The sequence below is a fragment of the Mycoplasma sp. 10961 genome, from assembly GCF_055523525.1.
This window is the reverse complement of record NZ_JBVFVD010000001.1, coordinates 756,532-773,933: the sequence shown is the minus strand read 5'-3', so window position 1 is coordinate 773,933 and position 17,402 is coordinate 756,532. Positions and strand designations below refer to the sequence as shown.

22 protein-coding genes are annotated in these 17,402 nt (G+C 29.5%); 20 read left to right on the top strand and 2 right to left on the bottom strand.

The genetic code is table 4. From position 1 onward, the window contains the following. From rplW to rplO, 17 genes are all read left to right on the top strand, one after another. Positions 1 to 468, top strand: coding sequence for a 50S ribosomal protein L23 (gene rplW, locus AC0B4T_RS03320; RefSeq protein WP_465103120.1), 468 nt, complete (start codon positions 1 to 3; stop codon positions 466 to 468). 116 nt (positions 469 to 584) lie between these two features. Continuing rightward, positions 585 to 1,430: a 50S ribosomal protein L2 gene (rplB, locus tag AC0B4T_RS03315; RefSeq protein ID WP_465101293.1), complete on the top strand. Its 846-nt coding sequence runs from the start codon at positions 585 to 587 to the stop codon at positions 1,428 to 1,430. Next, on the top strand, positions 1,430 to 1,708 hold the full coding sequence (gene rpsS, locus AC0B4T_RS03310) for a 30S ribosomal protein S19 (protein ID WP_099309244.1): 279 nt from the start codon (positions 1,430 to 1,432) through the stop codon (positions 1,706 to 1,708). Before rplB ends, rpsS begins: the two co-directional genes overlap by 1 nt. Then, positions 1,708 to 2,052, top strand: a complete 345-nt coding sequence (gene rplV / locus AC0B4T_RS03305) for a 50S ribosomal protein L22 (RefSeq protein WP_465101294.1) — start codon at positions 1,708 to 1,710, stop codon at positions 2,050 to 2,052. Before rpsS ends, rplV begins: the two co-directional genes overlap by 1 nt. After that, complete coding sequence (rpsC, locus tag AC0B4T_RS03300) at positions 2,052 to 2,702, top strand: 30S ribosomal protein S3 (protein ID WP_465101295.1); 651 nt, start codon at positions 2,052 to 2,054, stop codon at positions 2,700 to 2,702. The genes rplV and rpsC overlap by 1 nt, the downstream gene beginning before the upstream one ends. Continuing rightward, positions 2,702 to 3,118: a 50S ribosomal protein L16 gene (rplP, locus tag AC0B4T_RS03295; RefSeq protein WP_099309247.1), complete on the top strand. Its 417-nt coding sequence runs from the start codon at positions 2,702 to 2,704 to the stop codon at positions 3,116 to 3,118. The genes rpsC and rplP overlap by 1 nt, the downstream gene beginning before the upstream one ends. 3 nt (positions 3,119 to 3,121) lie before the next feature. Continuing rightward, a complete protein-coding gene (rpmC, locus tag AC0B4T_RS03290) occupies positions 3,122 to 3,316 on the top strand; it encodes a 50S ribosomal protein L29 (protein ID WP_465101297.1) in 195 nt (64 codons plus the stop codon). Beyond that, positions 3,316 to 3,576 carry a 30S ribosomal protein S17 gene (rpsQ, locus tag AC0B4T_RS03285; protein WP_465101298.1) on the top strand — a complete coding sequence of 87 codons (261 nt, stop codon included), beginning with the start codon at positions 3,316 to 3,318 and terminating at the stop codon, positions 3,574 to 3,576. Before rpmC ends, rpsQ begins: the two co-directional genes overlap by 1 nt. Further along, on the top strand, positions 3,576 to 3,941 hold the full coding sequence (gene rplN, locus AC0B4T_RS03280; protein ID WP_465103119.1) for a 50S ribosomal protein L14: 366 nt from the start codon (positions 3,576 to 3,578) through the stop codon (positions 3,939 to 3,941). Before rpsQ ends, rplN begins: the two co-directional genes overlap by 1 nt. Before the next feature lie 9 nt (positions 3,942 to 3,950). Continuing rightward, complete coding sequence (gene rplX, locus AC0B4T_RS03275) at positions 3,951 to 4,283, top strand: 50S ribosomal protein L24 (protein ID WP_465101300.1); 333 nt, start codon at positions 3,951 to 3,953, stop codon at positions 4,281 to 4,283. 6 nt (positions 4,284 to 4,289) lie between these two features. Continuing rightward, positions 4,290 to 4,835 (top strand): 50S ribosomal protein L5, encoded by a 546-nt coding sequence (rplE, locus tag AC0B4T_RS03270; protein ID WP_465102162.1) that lies wholly within the window; start codon positions 4,290 to 4,292, stop codon positions 4,833 to 4,835. Then, positions 4,835 to 5,020: a type Z 30S ribosomal protein S14 gene (locus AC0B4T_RS03265; protein WP_465101302.1), complete on the top strand. Its 186-nt coding sequence runs from the start codon at positions 4,835 to 4,837 to the stop codon at positions 5,018 to 5,020. The genes rplE and AC0B4T_RS03265 overlap by 1 nt, the downstream gene beginning before the upstream one ends. A 2-nt stretch (positions 5,021 to 5,022) precedes the next feature. After that, positions 5,023 to 5,418, top strand: a complete 396-nt coding sequence (gene rpsH / locus AC0B4T_RS03260) for a 30S ribosomal protein S8 (protein ID WP_465101303.1) — start codon at positions 5,023 to 5,025, stop codon at positions 5,416 to 5,418. 8 nt (positions 5,419 to 5,426) lie between these two features. Then, positions 5,427 to 5,969, top strand: coding sequence for a 50S ribosomal protein L6 (gene rplF, locus AC0B4T_RS03255; protein WP_465103118.1), 543 nt, complete (start codon positions 5,427 to 5,429; stop codon positions 5,967 to 5,969). Positions 5,970 to 5,990: 21 nt separating this feature from the next. Beyond that, entirely contained in the window at positions 5,991 to 6,341 is a 351-nt protein-coding gene (rplR, locus tag AC0B4T_RS03250) for a 50S ribosomal protein L18 (protein ID WP_465103117.1), read from the top strand. Between the two features lie 2 nt (positions 6,342 to 6,343). Then, positions 6,344 to 7,030 (top strand): 30S ribosomal protein S5, encoded by a 687-nt coding sequence (rpsE, locus tag AC0B4T_RS03245; protein ID WP_465103116.1) that lies wholly within the window; start codon positions 6,344 to 6,346, stop codon positions 7,028 to 7,030. Between the two features lie 2 nt (positions 7,031 to 7,032). Continuing rightward, positions 7,033 to 7,473 carry a 50S ribosomal protein L15 gene (gene rplO / locus AC0B4T_RS03240; protein ID WP_465103115.1) on the top strand — a complete coding sequence of 147 codons (441 nt, stop codon included), beginning with the start codon at positions 7,033 to 7,035 and terminating at the stop codon, positions 7,471 to 7,473. Between the two features lie 102 nt (positions 7,474 to 7,575). On the opposite strand, the gene AC0B4T_RS03235 is transcribed toward rplO, so the two are convergent. Beyond that, entirely contained in the window at positions 7,576 to 8,724 is a 1,149-nt protein-coding gene (locus tag AC0B4T_RS03235; protein ID WP_465102979.1) for an IS3 family transposase, read from the bottom strand. A 300-nt stretch (positions 8,725 to 9,024) separates the two neighbouring features. On the opposite strand from AC0B4T_RS03235, the gene AC0B4T_RS03230 reads away from it, so the two are divergent. Both AC0B4T_RS03230 and AC0B4T_RS03225 read left to right on the top strand, forming a co-directional pair. Further along, entirely contained in the window at positions 9,025 to 11,049 is a 2,025-nt protein-coding gene (locus tag AC0B4T_RS03230) for a S8 family serine peptidase (RefSeq protein ID WP_465103114.1), read from the top strand. Next, on the top strand, positions 11,036 to 11,818 hold the full coding sequence (locus tag AC0B4T_RS03225; RefSeq protein ID WP_465103113.1) for a hypothetical protein: 783 nt from the start codon (positions 11,036 to 11,038) through the stop codon (positions 11,816 to 11,818). Before AC0B4T_RS03230 ends, AC0B4T_RS03225 begins: the two co-directional genes overlap by 14 nt. A gap of 98 nt (positions 11,819 to 11,916) precedes the next feature. On the opposite strand, the gene AC0B4T_RS03220 is transcribed toward AC0B4T_RS03225, so the two are convergent. Next, the gene (locus AC0B4T_RS03220) at positions 11,917 to 13,347 is read right to left on the bottom strand and encodes a hypothetical protein (protein ID WP_465103112.1); all 1,431 of its coding nucleotides are present in this window, start codon (positions 13,345 to 13,347) and stop codon (positions 11,917 to 11,919) included. An 842-nt stretch (positions 13,348 to 14,189) separates the two neighbouring features. Between AC0B4T_RS03220 and AC0B4T_RS03215 the strand changes: the two genes are divergently transcribed. Continuing rightward, a complete protein-coding gene (locus tag AC0B4T_RS03215) occupies positions 14,190 to 17,324 on the top strand; it encodes a type I restriction endonuclease subunit R (protein ID WP_465103111.1) in 3,135 nt (1,044 codons plus the stop codon). Positions 17,325 to 17,402: the final 78 nt, after the last annotated feature.

The following is a 17,402-nucleotide window of genomic DNA, read 5'->3' as shown; positions in this document are numbered from 1 at the left end:
ATGGAATTAACGAGAATTATTAAATCACCTATTCTTACTGAAAAAACAGATAGATTAAGATCAAACGATAAAAAACCTGTTTATGTTTTTAAAGTAGATTATGCTGCTAATAAGTTCCAAATTAAAGAAGCTGTTGAAACAATTTTCCAAGTAAAAGTTGAATCAGTAAACACTATTAAAGTTGACAAAAAACCTAAAAAAGTTGGTCGTTTCAGTGGATTTACAACTCGCTACAAAAAAGCATTAGTAACTTTATCTGAAGGAACATTAAATTACTTACCTTCAAGCAATGATGCTGCTAAAGTTGTAAGCGAAGAAGAAACTGCTAGAAAAGAACAAAAAGCTAAAAAAGCTTCAGACGTTGAAGCAAAAGTTGCTAAAAAATTAGCTGCTAAAAAAACAGTAGCTACAAAACAACCAACAACTAAAGCTAAACCAGTACAAAAACGTAAAGTGGGTGGAGAATAAGATTTTGCCCAAATATTGTTAGAATACAATATTATAAATATTAGATTAAAGTTAAGCGGAATTTAATGCTTAAAAGAAAGATCCGCAACTATTTTTAAGCAAAGGAGAACATAAATATGGCAATGAAATATCATAAGCCAACTACTAACGGTCGTAGAAATATGTCTTCTCTAGATTTTAGACAAAATTTATCAGGTCATGCACCAGAAAAATCATTATTAGTTAATTTAAAAAATAATGCTGGTCGTAATAACCAAGGTAAAATTACTGTTAGACATCATGGAGGACGTGTTAAAAGATTCTACAGATTAGTAGATTTCAAACGTAATAAAGATAATATTCCTGCTATTGTTAAAACAATTGAATATGATCCAAATAGATCAGCAAACATTTGTTTATTAGCATATGCAGATGGAGAAAAAAGATACATCTTAGCTCCAAAAGGCATTAAAGTAGGACAAGTTGTATATTCAGGTGAAAAAGCAGATATTATGGTAGGTAATGCATTACCATTAACATTTATCCCTGAAGGAACATTTGTGCACAACATTGAAATGCAACCTGGAGGTGGAGGAATTATTGCGCGTAGTGCTGGAGTTTCTGCACAAATCCTAGGTAAAGATGATGACGGAAAATACGTTGTCTTAAAATTAAAATCAGGAGAAACTCGTCGTGTATTAGCACGTTGCCGTGCAACAATAGGTGTTGTTGGAAATGAAGAACACTTGCTTGTTAATGTTGGTAAAGCTGGAATTAACAGACATAAAGGAATTAGACCTACAGTTCGTGGTTCAGTTATGAACCCTGTAGACCACCCACACGGAGGAGGGGAAGGAAAACAACCAGTTGGTCGTAAAGCTCCTCTTACTCCATGAGGTAAAAAAGCTCTTGGTGTTAAAACTAGAAAAACTAAGAAATCTTCAAATAAACTTATCGTAAGAAGAAGAAAGGATGCTAAATAATGGCTCGTAGTTTGAAAAAAGGCCCATTTGCCGATGACCACTTATTAAAAAAAGTTGATGCTATTGTTGAAGGCAAGGCACCTAAAAAGCCAATTAAAACATGATCAAGACGTTCAACAATTTTCCCAAGTTTTGTTGGTTTAACTTTTGCAGTTCACAATGGAAAACAATTTAATGAAGTATATGTTACAGATGATATGGTTGGACATAAATTAGGTGAATTTTCACCAACTAGAACTTTCTCTGGACATGGTGCAGATAAAGGTAAGAAAAAATAATGGCAAGACAACAAGCAAAAGCACACGTTAAGCTACAAAGAGTTAGTGTTTCAAAAGCTAAATTAGTTGCTAACTTATTTAGAGGAAAAAACGTTGATTTAGCTCTTGGTATCTTATACAACACAGCTAAAAAATCTTCTAAAATATTCATTAAATTATTAAACTCAGCAATTGCAAATGCAACAAACAACCACGGAATGGATGCATCAAAACTATACGTAAAAGAAGTTTATGTAAATGAAGGTCCAACCTTAAAAAGATTTCAACCAAGAAGTCGCGGGAATGCTTATTCAATTTTTAAACGTACATCTAATTTATCAATTGTACTAGAGGAGAGAAACTAATGGGACAAAAAGTTAATCCTAATGGATTCCGTTACGGAGTTACTAAAAAACATAATTCTACTTGATTTGCTGATAAAGCAAACTTTGGAAACTTATTAGTAGAAGATGCTAAAATTTATAAATTCTTTGATAAATTAGTACGTCAATACCAATTAGGTAAGGTTCAAGTTAGAAGAAGCAAAGATAATAAAATTACAGTTTTATTACACACCACAAAACCAGCAGCTATTTTAGGTCAAGAAGGTAAAAATATTCAAGAATTAACCTTACAATTACAAAAATTCCTTAAAAACAGACAAGCTAAATTTAACTTACAAGTTATTGAATTAAAACAACCTGATTTAAATGCAAGATTATTAGCAGAAATGATTGCTACTAAGTTAGAAAATCGTGAAAGCTTCCGTTCAGCTCAAAAGATTGCTATTAGATTAGCAATGAAGTCAGGAGCTAAAGGTATCAAAACCATGGTAAGCGGTCGTTTAAATGGTGTTGATATGGCACGTTCAGAAGGTTATTCTGAAGGAGAAATGAAATTACATACTTTAAGACAAGATGTTGATTATGCAACAGCAACAGCACGTACAACATATGGTGCTATTGGTGTTAAGGTATGAATTTCACTTGGAGAAATTTTAGGAGGTGATAAATAATGTTACAACCTAAAAGAACTAAATATAGAAAACCATTTTTAGTGAAACATGATAAAAGAAAAGCAACTAAAGGCAATACTGTGGTTTTCGGTGAATTTGGGCTTCAAGCTGTAACATCAGCTTGAGTAACAGCTCGTCAAATTGAGTCAGCACGTATTGCTGCAACTCGTAGAATGGGACGTGAAGGAGATGTTATCATTAGAATTTTCCCACACTTCTCAAAAACTTCTAAGCCAATTGGTGTACGTATGGGATCAGGTAAAGGTGCACCAGAATTATGATATACAGCAGTTAAAGTAAACACAATGATGTTTGAAGTAAGTGGAGTTTCTGAAGAAGTTGCTCGTGATGCATTGCGTCTAGCAGGACACAAATTACCAGTTAAATGAAAAATAGTACAAAAAGGAGATAATTAAAATATGTCTTACGCAGATTTAAAAAAGAAATCAGTTGAAGAATTAGAAACTTTAGTTTTAGAACTTAAAGCAGAATTATTCTCCTTAAAATACAAAAATTCAATTGGTGATTTAAAAGAAACCCACAAAATTAAAGAATTAAGAACCAACATAGCAAAAGCCCTTACTGCTTTAAATGAAATTAAAGGAGCTAAATAATGATTAGAAACGCAAGAAAAACATTAACAGGAACTGTTGTTTCAGCTGGTAAATCAGCTAAAACAATTATTGTAGCAGTCGATACATACAAAAAACACCCATTATATTCAAAACGTTTTAAATCAACTAAAAGATTTGCTGTACACGATGAGAATCAAAGTGCTAAATTAAATGATATTGTTGTCATCATGGAAACTAGACCACTTTCTAAAACTAAACGATTTAGATTAGTATCAATCTCAAAAGCAGGTAATGAATAGTGTTACACGAACTATCAAGAGCTAAAGTTGCTGATAATTCAGGCGCAAAAGAAATTGGTATTATTCGTGTTTTAGGTGGATCTAAAAAGAAAACAGCTAACATTGGTGATATTATTGTATGTTCAGTTAAAAAAGCTATTCCTACTGGAATGGTAAAAGAAGGGCAAGTTGTTAAAGCAGTTGTTGTGCGTTCATCATACGGAATTCACCGTAACAATGGTACATACATTCGTTTTGATGACAATGCAGTTGTAATACTTAAAGAAGATTTAACACCACGTGGAACACGTGTGTTTGGTCCCGTGGCACGTGAATTACGTGAAAAATTCCCAAAAATTGTTTCATTAGCACCAGAAGTTTTATAGGAGGAAATTATGGCTAAAATTAAATTTAAGAAAAATGATGAAGTTATAGTTATTGCCGGTAAAGAAAAAGGAAAAATCGGAACAATTGAAAAAGTATTACATGAATCACAAAGAGTTGTGGTTAAAGATGTTAACATTGTTAAAAAACACAACAAGCCAACGCAACAAAACCAAGATGGTTCAATTACAGAAATAGCTGCTCCAATTCATGCTTCAAATGTTGCATACTTAGTTAAAAAAGCTTCAAAATCAAAAGGTAATCAATTCTCAAAACTTGGATACAGAGTAAATGCAGATGGTAAAAAAGTGAGAGTTGTAAGAAAAACTCAGAAGGAAATTTAGTAAATTATGTTAAAACAAAAATATTTAGAAAAAGCTGTTCCTGCTCTTAAAGAAAAATACAACTACTCATCATTAATGCAAGTTCCAAGAATTGAAAAAGTTGTCTTAAATATGACTGCTGGTAAAGAAGTATCAAATTCAAAGGCTATTGAAGAAGTATTAAATGAATTAACTTTAATTTCAAGTCAAAAACCATTTGAAACTAAAGCCAAAAAATCAAACGCTTCATGAAAATTACGTGAAGGTATGCCTATGGGAGGGAAAGTTACCCTACGTAGAGAAAGAATGTGAGAGTTCTTAGAAAAATTAATTAACATTGCATTGCCACGTGTGCGTGATTTTCGTGGTGTTAACCCTAAAGCATTTGATGGTAGAGGAAACTTTGCTTTAGGTATTAAAGAACAAATTATTTTCCCTGAAATCGAATTTGACAAAATTCGTCGTATTAAGGGATTAGATGTATTAATTGTTACAAGTGCAAATACTGATGATGAAGCAAGAAGCTTATTAGAACTTCTTGGTGTACCATTCGAGAAAAAAGGAGCTAAATAATGGCAAGAAAAGCATTAATCGAAAAAGCAAAACGTCATCCAAAATTTTCTACCCGTGCTTACACACGTTGCGAATTATGTGGTCGTCCACATGCGGTTTTAAGAAAATTTAAAATTTGCCGTGTATGTTTTAGAAATTTAGCACACGAAGGTAAAATTCCTGGTGTGAAGAAAGCGAGTTGATAATTATGTTTATAACAGATCCGATTTCAGATTTAGTTGTTCGTGTTAAAAACGCAAATGCTAGAAAACATAAATCACTTTCAGTTCCTTATTCAGTTAAAAAAGAAGCTATCGTTAAATTAATCGAAAGAGAAGGGTACATTTCTTCATATTCTGTTGAAGGTGAAGGAGTTAATAAATCATTAGTAATAACTTTAAAATACAAGAAAAATCAATCAGCCATCGTTGGTATTAAAAGAGTATCAAAACCTGGTTTAAGAGTTTATGTTAAATCAGACGAAATTCCAGCTATTTTATCAGGTTATGGTACCGTAATTATCTCAACATCAAAAGGATTAATGACTGGAGCAGAAGCCAGAAAGGAAAATGTAGGTGGTGAAATCATTGCTTACATTTGATAGGTAATTAAATGTCTCGTGTTGGAAATCGTGTTCTAGCAATTCCTGCTGGAACAACAGTTACTGTTGAAGGTTCTAAAGTTACTGTAAAAGGAACATTAGGAACACTAACCAGAGAATTTAGTCCATTAATCTCAGTTATTGTTGAAAATAATGAAGTTAGAACAGTTCGTGCTAACGAGCAAAAAACTACCAAACAATTACATGGTACAACAAACTCTCATATCTCAAACATGATCTTAGGAGTTTCAAAAGGATTTCGTAAAGATTTAGAAATTAAAGGGGTTGGATATAAGGCAGTTTTAACTGGATCTCAGTTAGTAATTTCTGCTGGTTACAGCCACAACGTTACTTTAAATGTTCCATCAGATGTTAAAGTTACAGTTGCGAAACCAACTGAAGTAGCAGTTGAAGGAATTAATAAACAAAGTGTTGGCCACTTTGCTTCATTAGTTCGTAATGTTAGAAGACCAAGTGTTTATTCAGGTAAAGGTATTTCTTATAAAGGTGAACAAATCAGACGTAAAGAAGGGAAAACAGCTTCTAAAAAATAAGAAGCTTAATAGGTTAAAATTATGGCAAAATTATCAAGAAATCAAGCTAGAAAACAAAAACATAACCGTAGCCGTTACTACATTAAAGGAACAGCTGCTAAACCTCGTCTTAACGTTTTCAAATCACACCAAAACTTATATGCTCAATTAATCGATGATATTCAGGGAGTTACCTTAGCAAGCGCTTCAACTTTAGTTTTCCCTGAATATGGCGGGAATGTTGCAGCAGCAGCAAAATTAGGCGCTTTAATGGGTGAAAAAATTAACAAATTAAAAATTTCTGAAGTTGTGTTTGACCGTGGAGGATATATTTTCCATGGACGTGTTAAAGCATTTGCAGATGCAGTTAGAGAAAAAGGAGTTAATTTCTAATTATGAACGCAGAAAAAGAAACCAAAGTAAATAACACACAACCTAAAACAGGAACTAAAGAGGTTTTTGCTAAAAGAGCACCTAGAGCTCCATTTAACCGTGATCAAAAACCTGGACCTAAAAAAGACGGTGAAAACCAAAACCAAAAAAGAGAATTTAGTCCAAGAAGAAAAACATTTTCAAAGAACCGTGCACCAAGAGTCGAATCTGAATACAGTGAAAAATTAATTGATGTTGCTCGTGTTACTAAAGTTGTTAAAGGTGGAAGAAGATTTAGTTTTTCAGCATTTGTAGTTATCGGAAATAAAAAAGGTAGTGTTGGATTTGGACATGGTAAAGCAAACGAAGTTCCAGATGCAATCAAAAAAGCTATTAAAGATGCTAGAAACCATTTGGTGGCAGTTCCATTAAATGAAAAAACTGGAACAATTCCTCATGAAGTAAATGCTAAATTCTTATCTTCAAGAGTTATCTTAAAACCTGCGTCTAAAGGGAAAGGGCTTATTGCTTCAGGGACAGTTCGTGCTGTTGTTGAACTTGCTGGGTATACTGACATCGTTACTAAAACATATGGTTCACGTTCAAAAGCTAATGTTGTTAAAGCAACTGTTAAAGCTCTTTTAACCTTAAGAACACCTGAACAAATTGCAGAGATTAGAGATAAAGATGTAAAGGAACTTAAAAAATAATTATGGCAGTTAAATTACATAATCTAAAATTCACTGAAGGTTCAAGACCTGAAAAACACCGTAAAGGTCGTGGGCATGCAGCTGGTAAAGGGAAACAAGCTGGTAAAGGGCAATCAGGACAAAACAAGCGTAAAGGTCATAGATTAGGATTTGAAGGTGGGCAAACTCCATGATTCCGTCGTATTGGAAAACGTGGGTTTACCAACGTAAATCACGTAGAATACCAAGTGGTTAATTTAAAAGATATTGAAGAAAGATTTGAAAATAATGCAACAATTACCGTTGAATCATTATTTGAAGTTGGTCTTGTAAAAAGATGTTTACCAATTAAATTATTAGGAAATGGTCAACTAACTAAAAAAGTAACTATAACAGTACAAAAAGCTAGCAATTCAGCTCGCGCAGCTGTGGAAAAAGCTGGCGGGACAGTTATTGAAGAATAATTTATACAAAAACTTTAAACTGGGAAATTTTTTTCGGACGGTTTTACCTTCCCCAACCATACCATTTGGCTAAGCCAAACGGAATGCTTTGGGAAGGTTTTTTTATCTTATTCTTTTATAATTATATCAGTTTATAAATTCTTTGATTTTTTGTGATAATTCAATAAAAGTAAGTCTTTTACAGGTTTGATCAAAATTTGGGAAAATTTCACTTTTAAGAATTGAGAAGAAATACTCAATTTCACGATTGTCAAGACTATTACCAATTCTTGACATTGATATTTTACCTTTTAGTGATTTTATTTTCTTAGTATATTCAAGCGAAGAATAAGCAGATCCATGGTCAGAATGTAAAATAAAATTATTTTTGAATTTTGTATTGGTGATATTATTCAAAATTAGTTCAGTATCATTTCTAAGTGATAATTCATAGGTCACAAACTTAGTTTTATGATCAATAATTGCAGATAAATAAATATGATTCTGTTCAATATCTTTTGGTGCTGGTATATAGGTCACGTCTGTTGCATATATATTATTGTTGCTTGAATTATAATCTCTTTTTACTAAATCAGGTATTTTAATACTAGTATTTTTAGATTCCTTGGTTTTACGTTTTTGTCTAACAAATGTTTTCAAATTAAGCTTTTTCATATAATTTCCTAGGGTTCTAGGATTTATTTGAATATTATATTCTTGGAAAATATATTTAGCAAGTCTCCTTCGTCCATACCTTTCTTTATTTTCGACAAAACTTTGAAAAATTATTTCTTTGTGTTTAACCTTTAGTTCTTTAGTCTTGTTGTTATCTTTCAATTTCTCGTAATATGTAGATCTTGAAACACATATCATTTTAGATTTTTTAGTATGTGAAAGATTCTTGATTTTCTTTATCTTTGAGATATCTGCATCAATATTATTTTCATTAAAAATTCGATAGTAGTATTTTATAACTGCATCTTTTTCATCATCTTTAAGAGTATCAATTCATGTATAATCGAGAACTTTCTTTTTCTTTCTCCCAACACCTTTATCTTTCTTAGGTGATTTACCGCTTTGTGATTCTATGTTCATATTTAAATTATACAGTTTTCTTTTCTTTAACATATTTCTCATTGATTCTTTATTTCAGTATACTTTTCTGATATCAAAACATAAATTTTCAAATTCTGACTTGGTTATTCCCAGGTTCAAATATTTATCGTATAAGTCAAAAATTTTGATTCATTCTTTAGTCTTTAAATGTCTCATAACTACCTCTTTTTCTTTATATTAAAAATATTCGGATTTTGTCCGAATATTTTTTCCCTGTCTACTTCCTTGTAAAAGGAAGTTTTTTAATACTGGCATATTCGTGGCTTAGTATCATTACCATTTTAAGAAAAATACTGTTATATTAAAATAATTGCATAAAAAATTTTTTTGTGGTAATATTGTAATGGGTATATATTAAATACCTTTATATTGTTTTTTAGAAACATCTATTATGTTATTTATAGTGTAAAACAAAAAAATATTGAAAACTTTTAAATAATAAATAAAGAGATATTTATGACAAAGAAAATGAAAATTTTTTCTTTAACTTTAATAAGTATAGCTAGCTTAACACCTTTCTTTGTTACACCAACTGTAAAAAAAGCGGTTTCAAATACGATTTGATACGAAAATTTAGAAAGTAATAAATTTAAAGTAAGGAATCAGTCAGTTATTAGAGTTGAGAATAATGGCGATTTAGAAATAAAACCAATTAATAATAATTTTGAACTAAAACTACTTTTAAACCCTGGATTTGAAACCGATAATGAGTATTTTATAAATAAATTTAATAATGAGTTTATTGAGAAGGTTAACAAAAATAAATTAAGATATAAATCTTTTAACTCTTTGACAATGATGCCAGTAGTGTGATTCTTTTTTGAGTCAGAAAATGATAGGGAAAATTTTGTCAGCATCATAAAGGACTGAAATCAGATTTTTAAATTTATAGTTTTTAAAAATAATATTCAAAATAATGAAGCTCGTGTTATTCATGATTTTGAAAGAATGGTTTCTAGTTCTACTTCCCCAAAAAGAAATGTATATGTTTATGGTGGATATGGAATTGATGCTAATTTTGAACAATACAAGTTGGATGTGTTGAAGAATGCAGATATTGTGAATGCTAAAGACCATCTAAACAATTCCTATGTTAACAAAATAGGAATTGTTGAATCATGGGCCTATCCCTTTGATAGTAAATATAAAGAATATTTTAGAAATGGTATTGAATTAAATGAGTTTACTAATAATTATGATCCCGAATCAAAAACACATTCAACAATGGTATCTATGATTGCTGCAGGGCAGTATGGAATTGACAGGTCTTCTAAAGTATATTTATACTCAATGATAGATGACAACCAATGAATGTCCACTATAGAAAAAATGGTCAAAAATGATTGTATAAAGTTAATTAACCATAGTTATGGACCTTGAATGTCGTATGTTAACAAAACCGGCAATACAATAGAAAACGAAAAATATTTTAATGGTTACAATGAAAATGCCTATTTTTTAGATTATATATCACGTAAGTATGGTGTAATAAATGTTTTTTCCGCAGGAAATAACGGAACAAATGGTAAACATTTAATAGCTGATAAGAAATTATCACTTAATAGTGTAGTCGTTGGAGCACTATCAAATTATGCAACTAAGAAATATGTAAAATATAACTCGGTTGCTTATTATTCAAACTATAAATTAAGGGAGGATTTACTCAATCTTTCTAAACCCTTAGTGGTAGCACCCGCATTATTTTATAATCCTGTTTATAATACTAATGCTTACTATGATGGAACAAGTTATGCAGCTCCGGTCGTAACAGGTCTTATTTCTAATTTAATGAAATATAGGCATGATATTAGAAATAGTAATTTTAGGGTTCCGATTGTTAAAGCTATTTTATCAGCATCAGGCGTTACTCCGCAAAGATCAGATTTAAAATATAAAACAAGTGGTTATGAACAAAAATTTGGATCTGGCATAGTTTATTTTAAAGCAATGCTAGACGCTGCCAATAATTATTCTGTTGTTACTTCTAATTTATCAAAATATAAAGACCATGTCTTTACAAGCAAACAAATACAGTTAGAAAAAGGTCAAAAGATTAAAATATCAAGTTCTTGAATGTTTAATGCTGGAATTTTGAACCAAAAAGAATCTAGACCATGAGCAAGAAATTGATGAAATTCATTTTTATCTTGATTTTCTCCTACTTGATCTGCTGCCGAACAAAAGTGAGATAGTGAACACAAAAATGAAAATCAACTAAGTTTAGTTGGTGTTAAGAATCGAAGTTATAATAATTTAGTTACTAACTATGATTTAAGACTTGAAAAACTTGCAAGCGATGGTACTTGGCATATTATCAGAGAAGTAAAAGAAAGACTGACAAACGATGAATTAATTGAATATAAAGTGATTGATTCAGGGATTTATAGATATAGCATTACTAAACCTGGTTACTATCCAGATTCTAATTCTATAGATGATTTAATTGCAGTAACTCATGTGGCGAGAAATGAAAATGATTAAAAAATTTCTGGTTGTTTTAGCATCTTGTTTAACCCCACTAACGACATTTTCATGTACATCATTATTTTCTGAAGAATATTATAAAAACCAAATTCAGGAAATGTACGACGAGATTTTCCCAAAATATAATGATTTCACAAGAGTTGCTGTTTTTGCTCCTAAAGAATGATTAGAAGAAGATCAAAAAACAATTAAAGAGCAATATAGACAAAAAGGTATTGACACATTTAATATTACTTTTTTTAGTATTTACCCACCTTATTTAGAAGATATTAAACAACAAAAATGACGTGCAGCTGATTTTGCTCGGATAACTACTAAAGAAGATTTTGACACTTATATTATAGAAAGGTTTAAAGAACTTAATAAATCTCAAGAATATAATGATAGTAGTAAGATTAAAAAATTATTCGAAGAATTATATTTAAATAACCAAGATGCTTATGAAGTTTTGAAAACTAATGACATTTATATAAAAATGCAATCTAATAATATTAAAACCCCGAGAGGTGGATTTATAATCCCAATATATAATAATAATCAAGTAACAATTAATACGATCTTTTCATATGCTGTACCTAATTTCAACTACAATGAACCTGACCAATACCGACCAGATCCTTCATGAATTTGAGAAGTATTTTTAATTAAAAAGAATTATAATGTTCAATTTCACGCAATTACAAATGAAAGTGGTGAAACGGCAAAAGATTTTAGGGATAAAGTATTAAGGTGATTTATTCAAGAGTTTGCTAAGCATTATTTATAGGAAAATAATAAGGTTGAATTTATAATTTAAAAGATTCCTAAGTTAAATTAGGAATCTTTTAAATTATAATTCTATTTCTTAACTAAAAATATTTATTTTTAGTTATTTATCATTTTAATATTTTTGTTTTGATCTATAGCAAATTTATACTCTTTATTAAGAAGATTATAGCCAGGTTCATTTGTGTCACTTAGTTGTGTTATTATCCAATTTCCTGGGGTTAACAAACTACCTTCTCTTAACCCAGGGTAGTCGAGAAAAATTCTAAAAGTTACGTTTCCACCATTTTCATTTAACTTTTCTTTTGGATTTAGACTTGTTGTATCATCATATACTTTGGATCTGTTAGACTCAGGTTCTATTGCAATCTTAAAATTACTTTTTTCTAGTTTGAGCCATAAGTCTTTTGTTACAGTTAGTACAAAAAATAAATAATCTCTATAATAAGTATCCCTATACACTACTAAATTAGTTATTTTCATTTGTTGTTCTTGCAATTCTTTTTTTGGTTCTGTTGGTGGAATTTGAGATTCATCTGTATCGCTTTTAACAGGGTTTTGAGTTGTTTCATTATTTTGTGTATCTGTAGTATTTTTCTCCTCTTTGTTCTTTGAATCTTTAGTTTCTTCTATATTAGAATTTTCTTGAGGTGTTTCACTGTTAGGAGTTTTTTGTTCAGCACTATCCCTTGGTTGTTCAGATCCATTACCTGTTCCAGTATTTTGGCTGTTTTCACTGTCGCCTGGAACGGCCTCATCGGATGGTGGATTTGGTTTATCTGATGGTGTTTGGTTTTGATTTTGTTCTTTATTATCGCCTGGTTGTGAATTATTTGGATCTTTAGGATCTTCTAAATTAGATCCGTTATCAGCACCATTGTTTGGATTTTCTTCATTTGGTTGTTTTCCGCCGTTTCCGGGTTCTTCTGTTACTGGATCTTTTGGGGTAGGTGTAGGGTTGGGTTCGGTCTTAGGAGATTCTTGGTTACCATTAGTTGGTTCCTTAGTTGGGTCTGTTGGTGCAGGATCACTAGTTCCTGGATTAGAAGGTACATTTTCTTCTTTTGGGTCTTCTTGAGTATTATTTGGATCTTTTGGTTTTATATCAGGACCAGTTTGTTCTGTGCCATTACCTGTTCCAGTATTTTGGTTGTGGTTTCCATTGTCTCTTGCAGGATCTTGTACTGGTGGATTTGGTTCAGTATTATTTCTGCCAGAATTTTCCGCTTTTAATTGCTTAATTTTAGCATCTAATTTATCTAATAATTCTTTTTTGCTACTTAATTTAGTTTTAGCATTTGTGTCTAAATTATTATATGTACTTAAAGCTTGGGTTACTTGTGCTTCATCATCTAAAGTTACATTGTCTTCAGTTTTGTTTAAAACTGAAGCATAGGTTGTTTTGAATGCTTTTGCAACAGTTTCAGCAGGATCAATTGGTTTTTCAACTTGCTTACCGCATGAAACAGTAGAAAAAGTTGTTATGGCTACTAAGTTTGTAGTTATCAGTATAAAATTACGTAATTTCATTATATTTACCTCCATAATGAATTTCTTTTTAATAAATTTAATTTTAAAAAAGATTAAGTTTATGTATATAACTACAATTATATATATATATATATATATACCAAGAAAAATGTTAAAAATCTTGTTAGTGTAAAAAATACTGTAATATATGGTATATTGTTTAGAAAATTGGAAAAATTAAAATTATTAAACAGTAATTTATAAGTTACTATATTTCTTCTGCTGATTTTTCTTTTTATTAGAATTTGTTTAATACTAAAAAAAGGTGAATAGAAATAGACAGGGAACAAATATATAGTTAAAACTTTAATATTTGTTCCCTGTCTGATGTAAAGTGGCTCAAATTTTATATGGAATATTGGTAAAAGCATGCAAAATATAATGAAAGAATATAAAGTGCTTTACGGAATAATTTAAAAAGTAATCCTTTAATTCATTATATATAATTGGTGCAGATAATATATATCCCTACGTTTTATATAGTTTTATTAAAATAGAGTCAAAAGAACTCATAAACCAACAAAACACGCTAGCTTATTATTAGACATAAAATTAACCTTTTTTTGTAATGCTGTATAATTAGATAGCAATTTAATTTTAAAAGTTTTTTTCAGGTGGTTTTATTGATTAACTATGTTTTAATTGTTGTAAACTAAATAAGTTTTATAACCTATTTTTAGCTTTGTTATATTAAAAAATTAAATTCTAGTTTATTTCAAATATAAGTATAAATTATTAAAAATACTTGGCAGTTTAAAATAGGATAGAAAAATTTATATTACAGGCCTAAATTAACAAGCTTTAAAAATTAAAATAACAAAATATAATCATTAAGGAGAATTATGAAAACTAAGAAGATAATCATAGAAGCAGATGAATGAACATTAGTTGATGACTTTACACCAAGTACAAGTAAAAAAACATCATTTCAAAGTGAAGCACAATTAGAAAGTGAATTAATTAAACAATTACAAGACCAAAAATATGAATATTTAAATATACATAATAATGAAGATTTAGTGAAAAATTTAAGAATTCAAATTGAAAATTTGAATAATTGCAAATTTAATGATAGTGAATGAAAAACTTTTTTTCAACAAGAAATCATAAAGAAAACCGATTACAATTATAATTATTATGAGACAAAAACTATTCAAGAAGATTATATAAAAACTTTTAGTTTTGAAAATGGTCACCAAGCAAATATTAAATTAATTGATAAAGAGGATATACACAATAATAAACTACAAGTTATTAACCAGTATGAAACTAAGGGAAAGTATGAAAATAGGTATGATGTAACTATCTTAGTTAATGGATTTCCTTTAGTTCATATTGAATTAAAACGTAGAGGGATTCCAATTAGAGAAGCTTTTAACCAAATTAATAGATATCACCGTGAATCATTTTGGAGTGATGAAAGTTCTTTATTTCGTTATATCCAAATTTTTGTAATTTCAAATGGAACAAATACAAAATATTATTCTAATACAACCCGATATAATTTCCTTGAATCACAAACAATTAAAAACCCAAAAGCAACATCAAGTAATTCCTTTGAGTTTACTTCATTTTGAGCTGATAAGAAAAATAAAACAATCACAGATTTATTTGATTTTACCAAAACATTCTTTGCAAAGCATACCATTTTAAATATCTTAACTAAATATTGTGTTTTTACTGTTAATAATAAATTATTAATCATGCGACCATACCAAATTGCGGCAACTGAAGCAATTATTAATAAAATTAAGTTGGCTAAAAATTATAAAGAATATGGCACTGATAAATCAGGTGGTTTTATCTGACATTCAACCGGAAGTGGTAAAACCTTAACTTCATTTAAAACCGCAATATTAGCTACTAAATTAAAAGATAATAACGGAAATAAAAGTATTAAAAAAGTTTTGTTTGTGGTTGATCGTAAAGACCTTGATTATCAAACAATGCTTGAATATGATAAATTTCAAAAAGGTGCCGCTAACTCTAATTCATCTACAAAAATTTTAAAAACTCAACTTGAAGATGATGGTGCACAGATTGTTATTACAACAATCCAAAAATTGTCCAACTTTATCAAAAAATATCCTAGACATAAAGTTTATAATGACGAAGTAGTGATTATCTTTGATGAATGCCATCGTTCTCAATTTGGAGATATGCATAAAGCAATTAAAAGTAATTTTAAAAAATACTATATGTTTGGTTTTACAGGTACGCCAATTTTAGAAGCTAATGCTGCAGGTAGTGGTGGTATTAAAATTTGAACAACTCAAAAGCTCTTTGGTCCAAAATTACATAGCTATACAGTTTTGAATGCAATTGAAGATAAAAATGTTTTACCATTTAAAGTTGAATATGTCAATACTGTTAAAGAAAAAAGTGAGATTGATGAAAAATATGTGCAAGATATTGACAAAGAAGCAGTTTTATTAAATCCTGTTCGTATATCAAATATAGTGAGTTACATTATTGAACACTTTGATCAAAAAACATATCGAAGCAAAAGCTATAAATATTCAATTACAACAAAAGCTCAAACAAAGCAAGAACAATATGTTAAAGGATTTAACTCTATTTTTGCTGTTGCTTCTATTGAAGCGGCCAAAAAATACTATGAGGAATTTAAAAAACAACAAAAAGACCTTCCGCAAGAAAAGCAACTAAAAGTTGGCTTGATTTATTCTTATGCTCCAAATGAAGAAGTTAATAATCAAGTTTTATCAGAAGAAAATAGCGAGAGTACTAATGATTTAGATATATCATCTCGCGATTTTCTTAGCAATGCAATTCTGGATTATAATAAGATGTTTAATTGTAACTTCGACACAACAGGAGATAAATTTCAAAATTACTATAAAGATATCTCATTAAGAATGAAAAATAAGGAATTAGATCTCCTTATTGTAGTTAATATGTTTTTAACTGGTTTTGATGCTACAACGTTAAATACTTTGTGGCTTGATAAAAATCTTTGAATGCATGGCTTGATACAAGCATTTTCACGTACCAACCGGATTTTAAATAGTATTAAAACATATGGTAATATTATTTCCTTTAGACGTATTGAAAAACGAGTTAAGGATGCTATTGCTTTATTTAGCGATGAAAAAGCTTTAGGTCTAGCTCTTATAAAAACGTTTGAAGAATATTACAATGGATATACAGATGAGGAGGGAAATTACAAAGAAGGTTATTTAGATATTATTAATACATTACAAGAAAAATTTTCATTAGATAAATGACCAATTGTTTCTGAGCAAGAGCAAAAAGATTTCATAAAATGGTTTAATGCATATTTAAACATGAAAAACCTACTTGCAACTTTTGATAAGTTCCAAGGAAAAGAAATTTTGAGTGAACGAGACCATCAAGATTATTTAAGTTATTACCAAGACATTAAAGATGAATGAAAGAAAAAACTAGACTCAAACCCTAAAGAAAGTATTCTTGATGATATTATCTTTGAAATGGAATTAGTGAAAGAACATGATATTGATGTTGATTTTATTATGAACAACCTTGCCGAGTACTATGAAAAAGCCAAAGATCCAAAAGAAATTGATGTAAGTGATATTTTTAAATCAATTGAAAGGTTGTTAAATGCTAGCACAGAATTAAGAAATAAAAAAGATTTAATTAAAGAATTTATTGCAGAACTAAATTCAAATAAATATGAAGAAAGCTTAGATTACAAACAAATCTTAGAACTATGAAATGAATATATTTCAAGAAACCTAGAAAAAGAATTAGATACAATAACAAAAGAAGAAAATTTGAATTATGAAAAAACATATAGTCTAGTTAAAGATTGTTTTGAGTTAGGTCCTTCAAAACTATTATATGGTGATGATGTAAATCAAATATTTAATAATAGATCTAGGTTTAGTAAACAAATTGTTAATATCAAAACAAGGAAAGAATTAGTTATCCCTAAGTTGCTTGATTTAATTGAAAAGTATAAAGATACTATGTAATAATTAAATATAGCATGCAAAATTTTATTAAACACCCAATACTTAAAATTGTGCATTTTATAAATTGAAAAATACCAC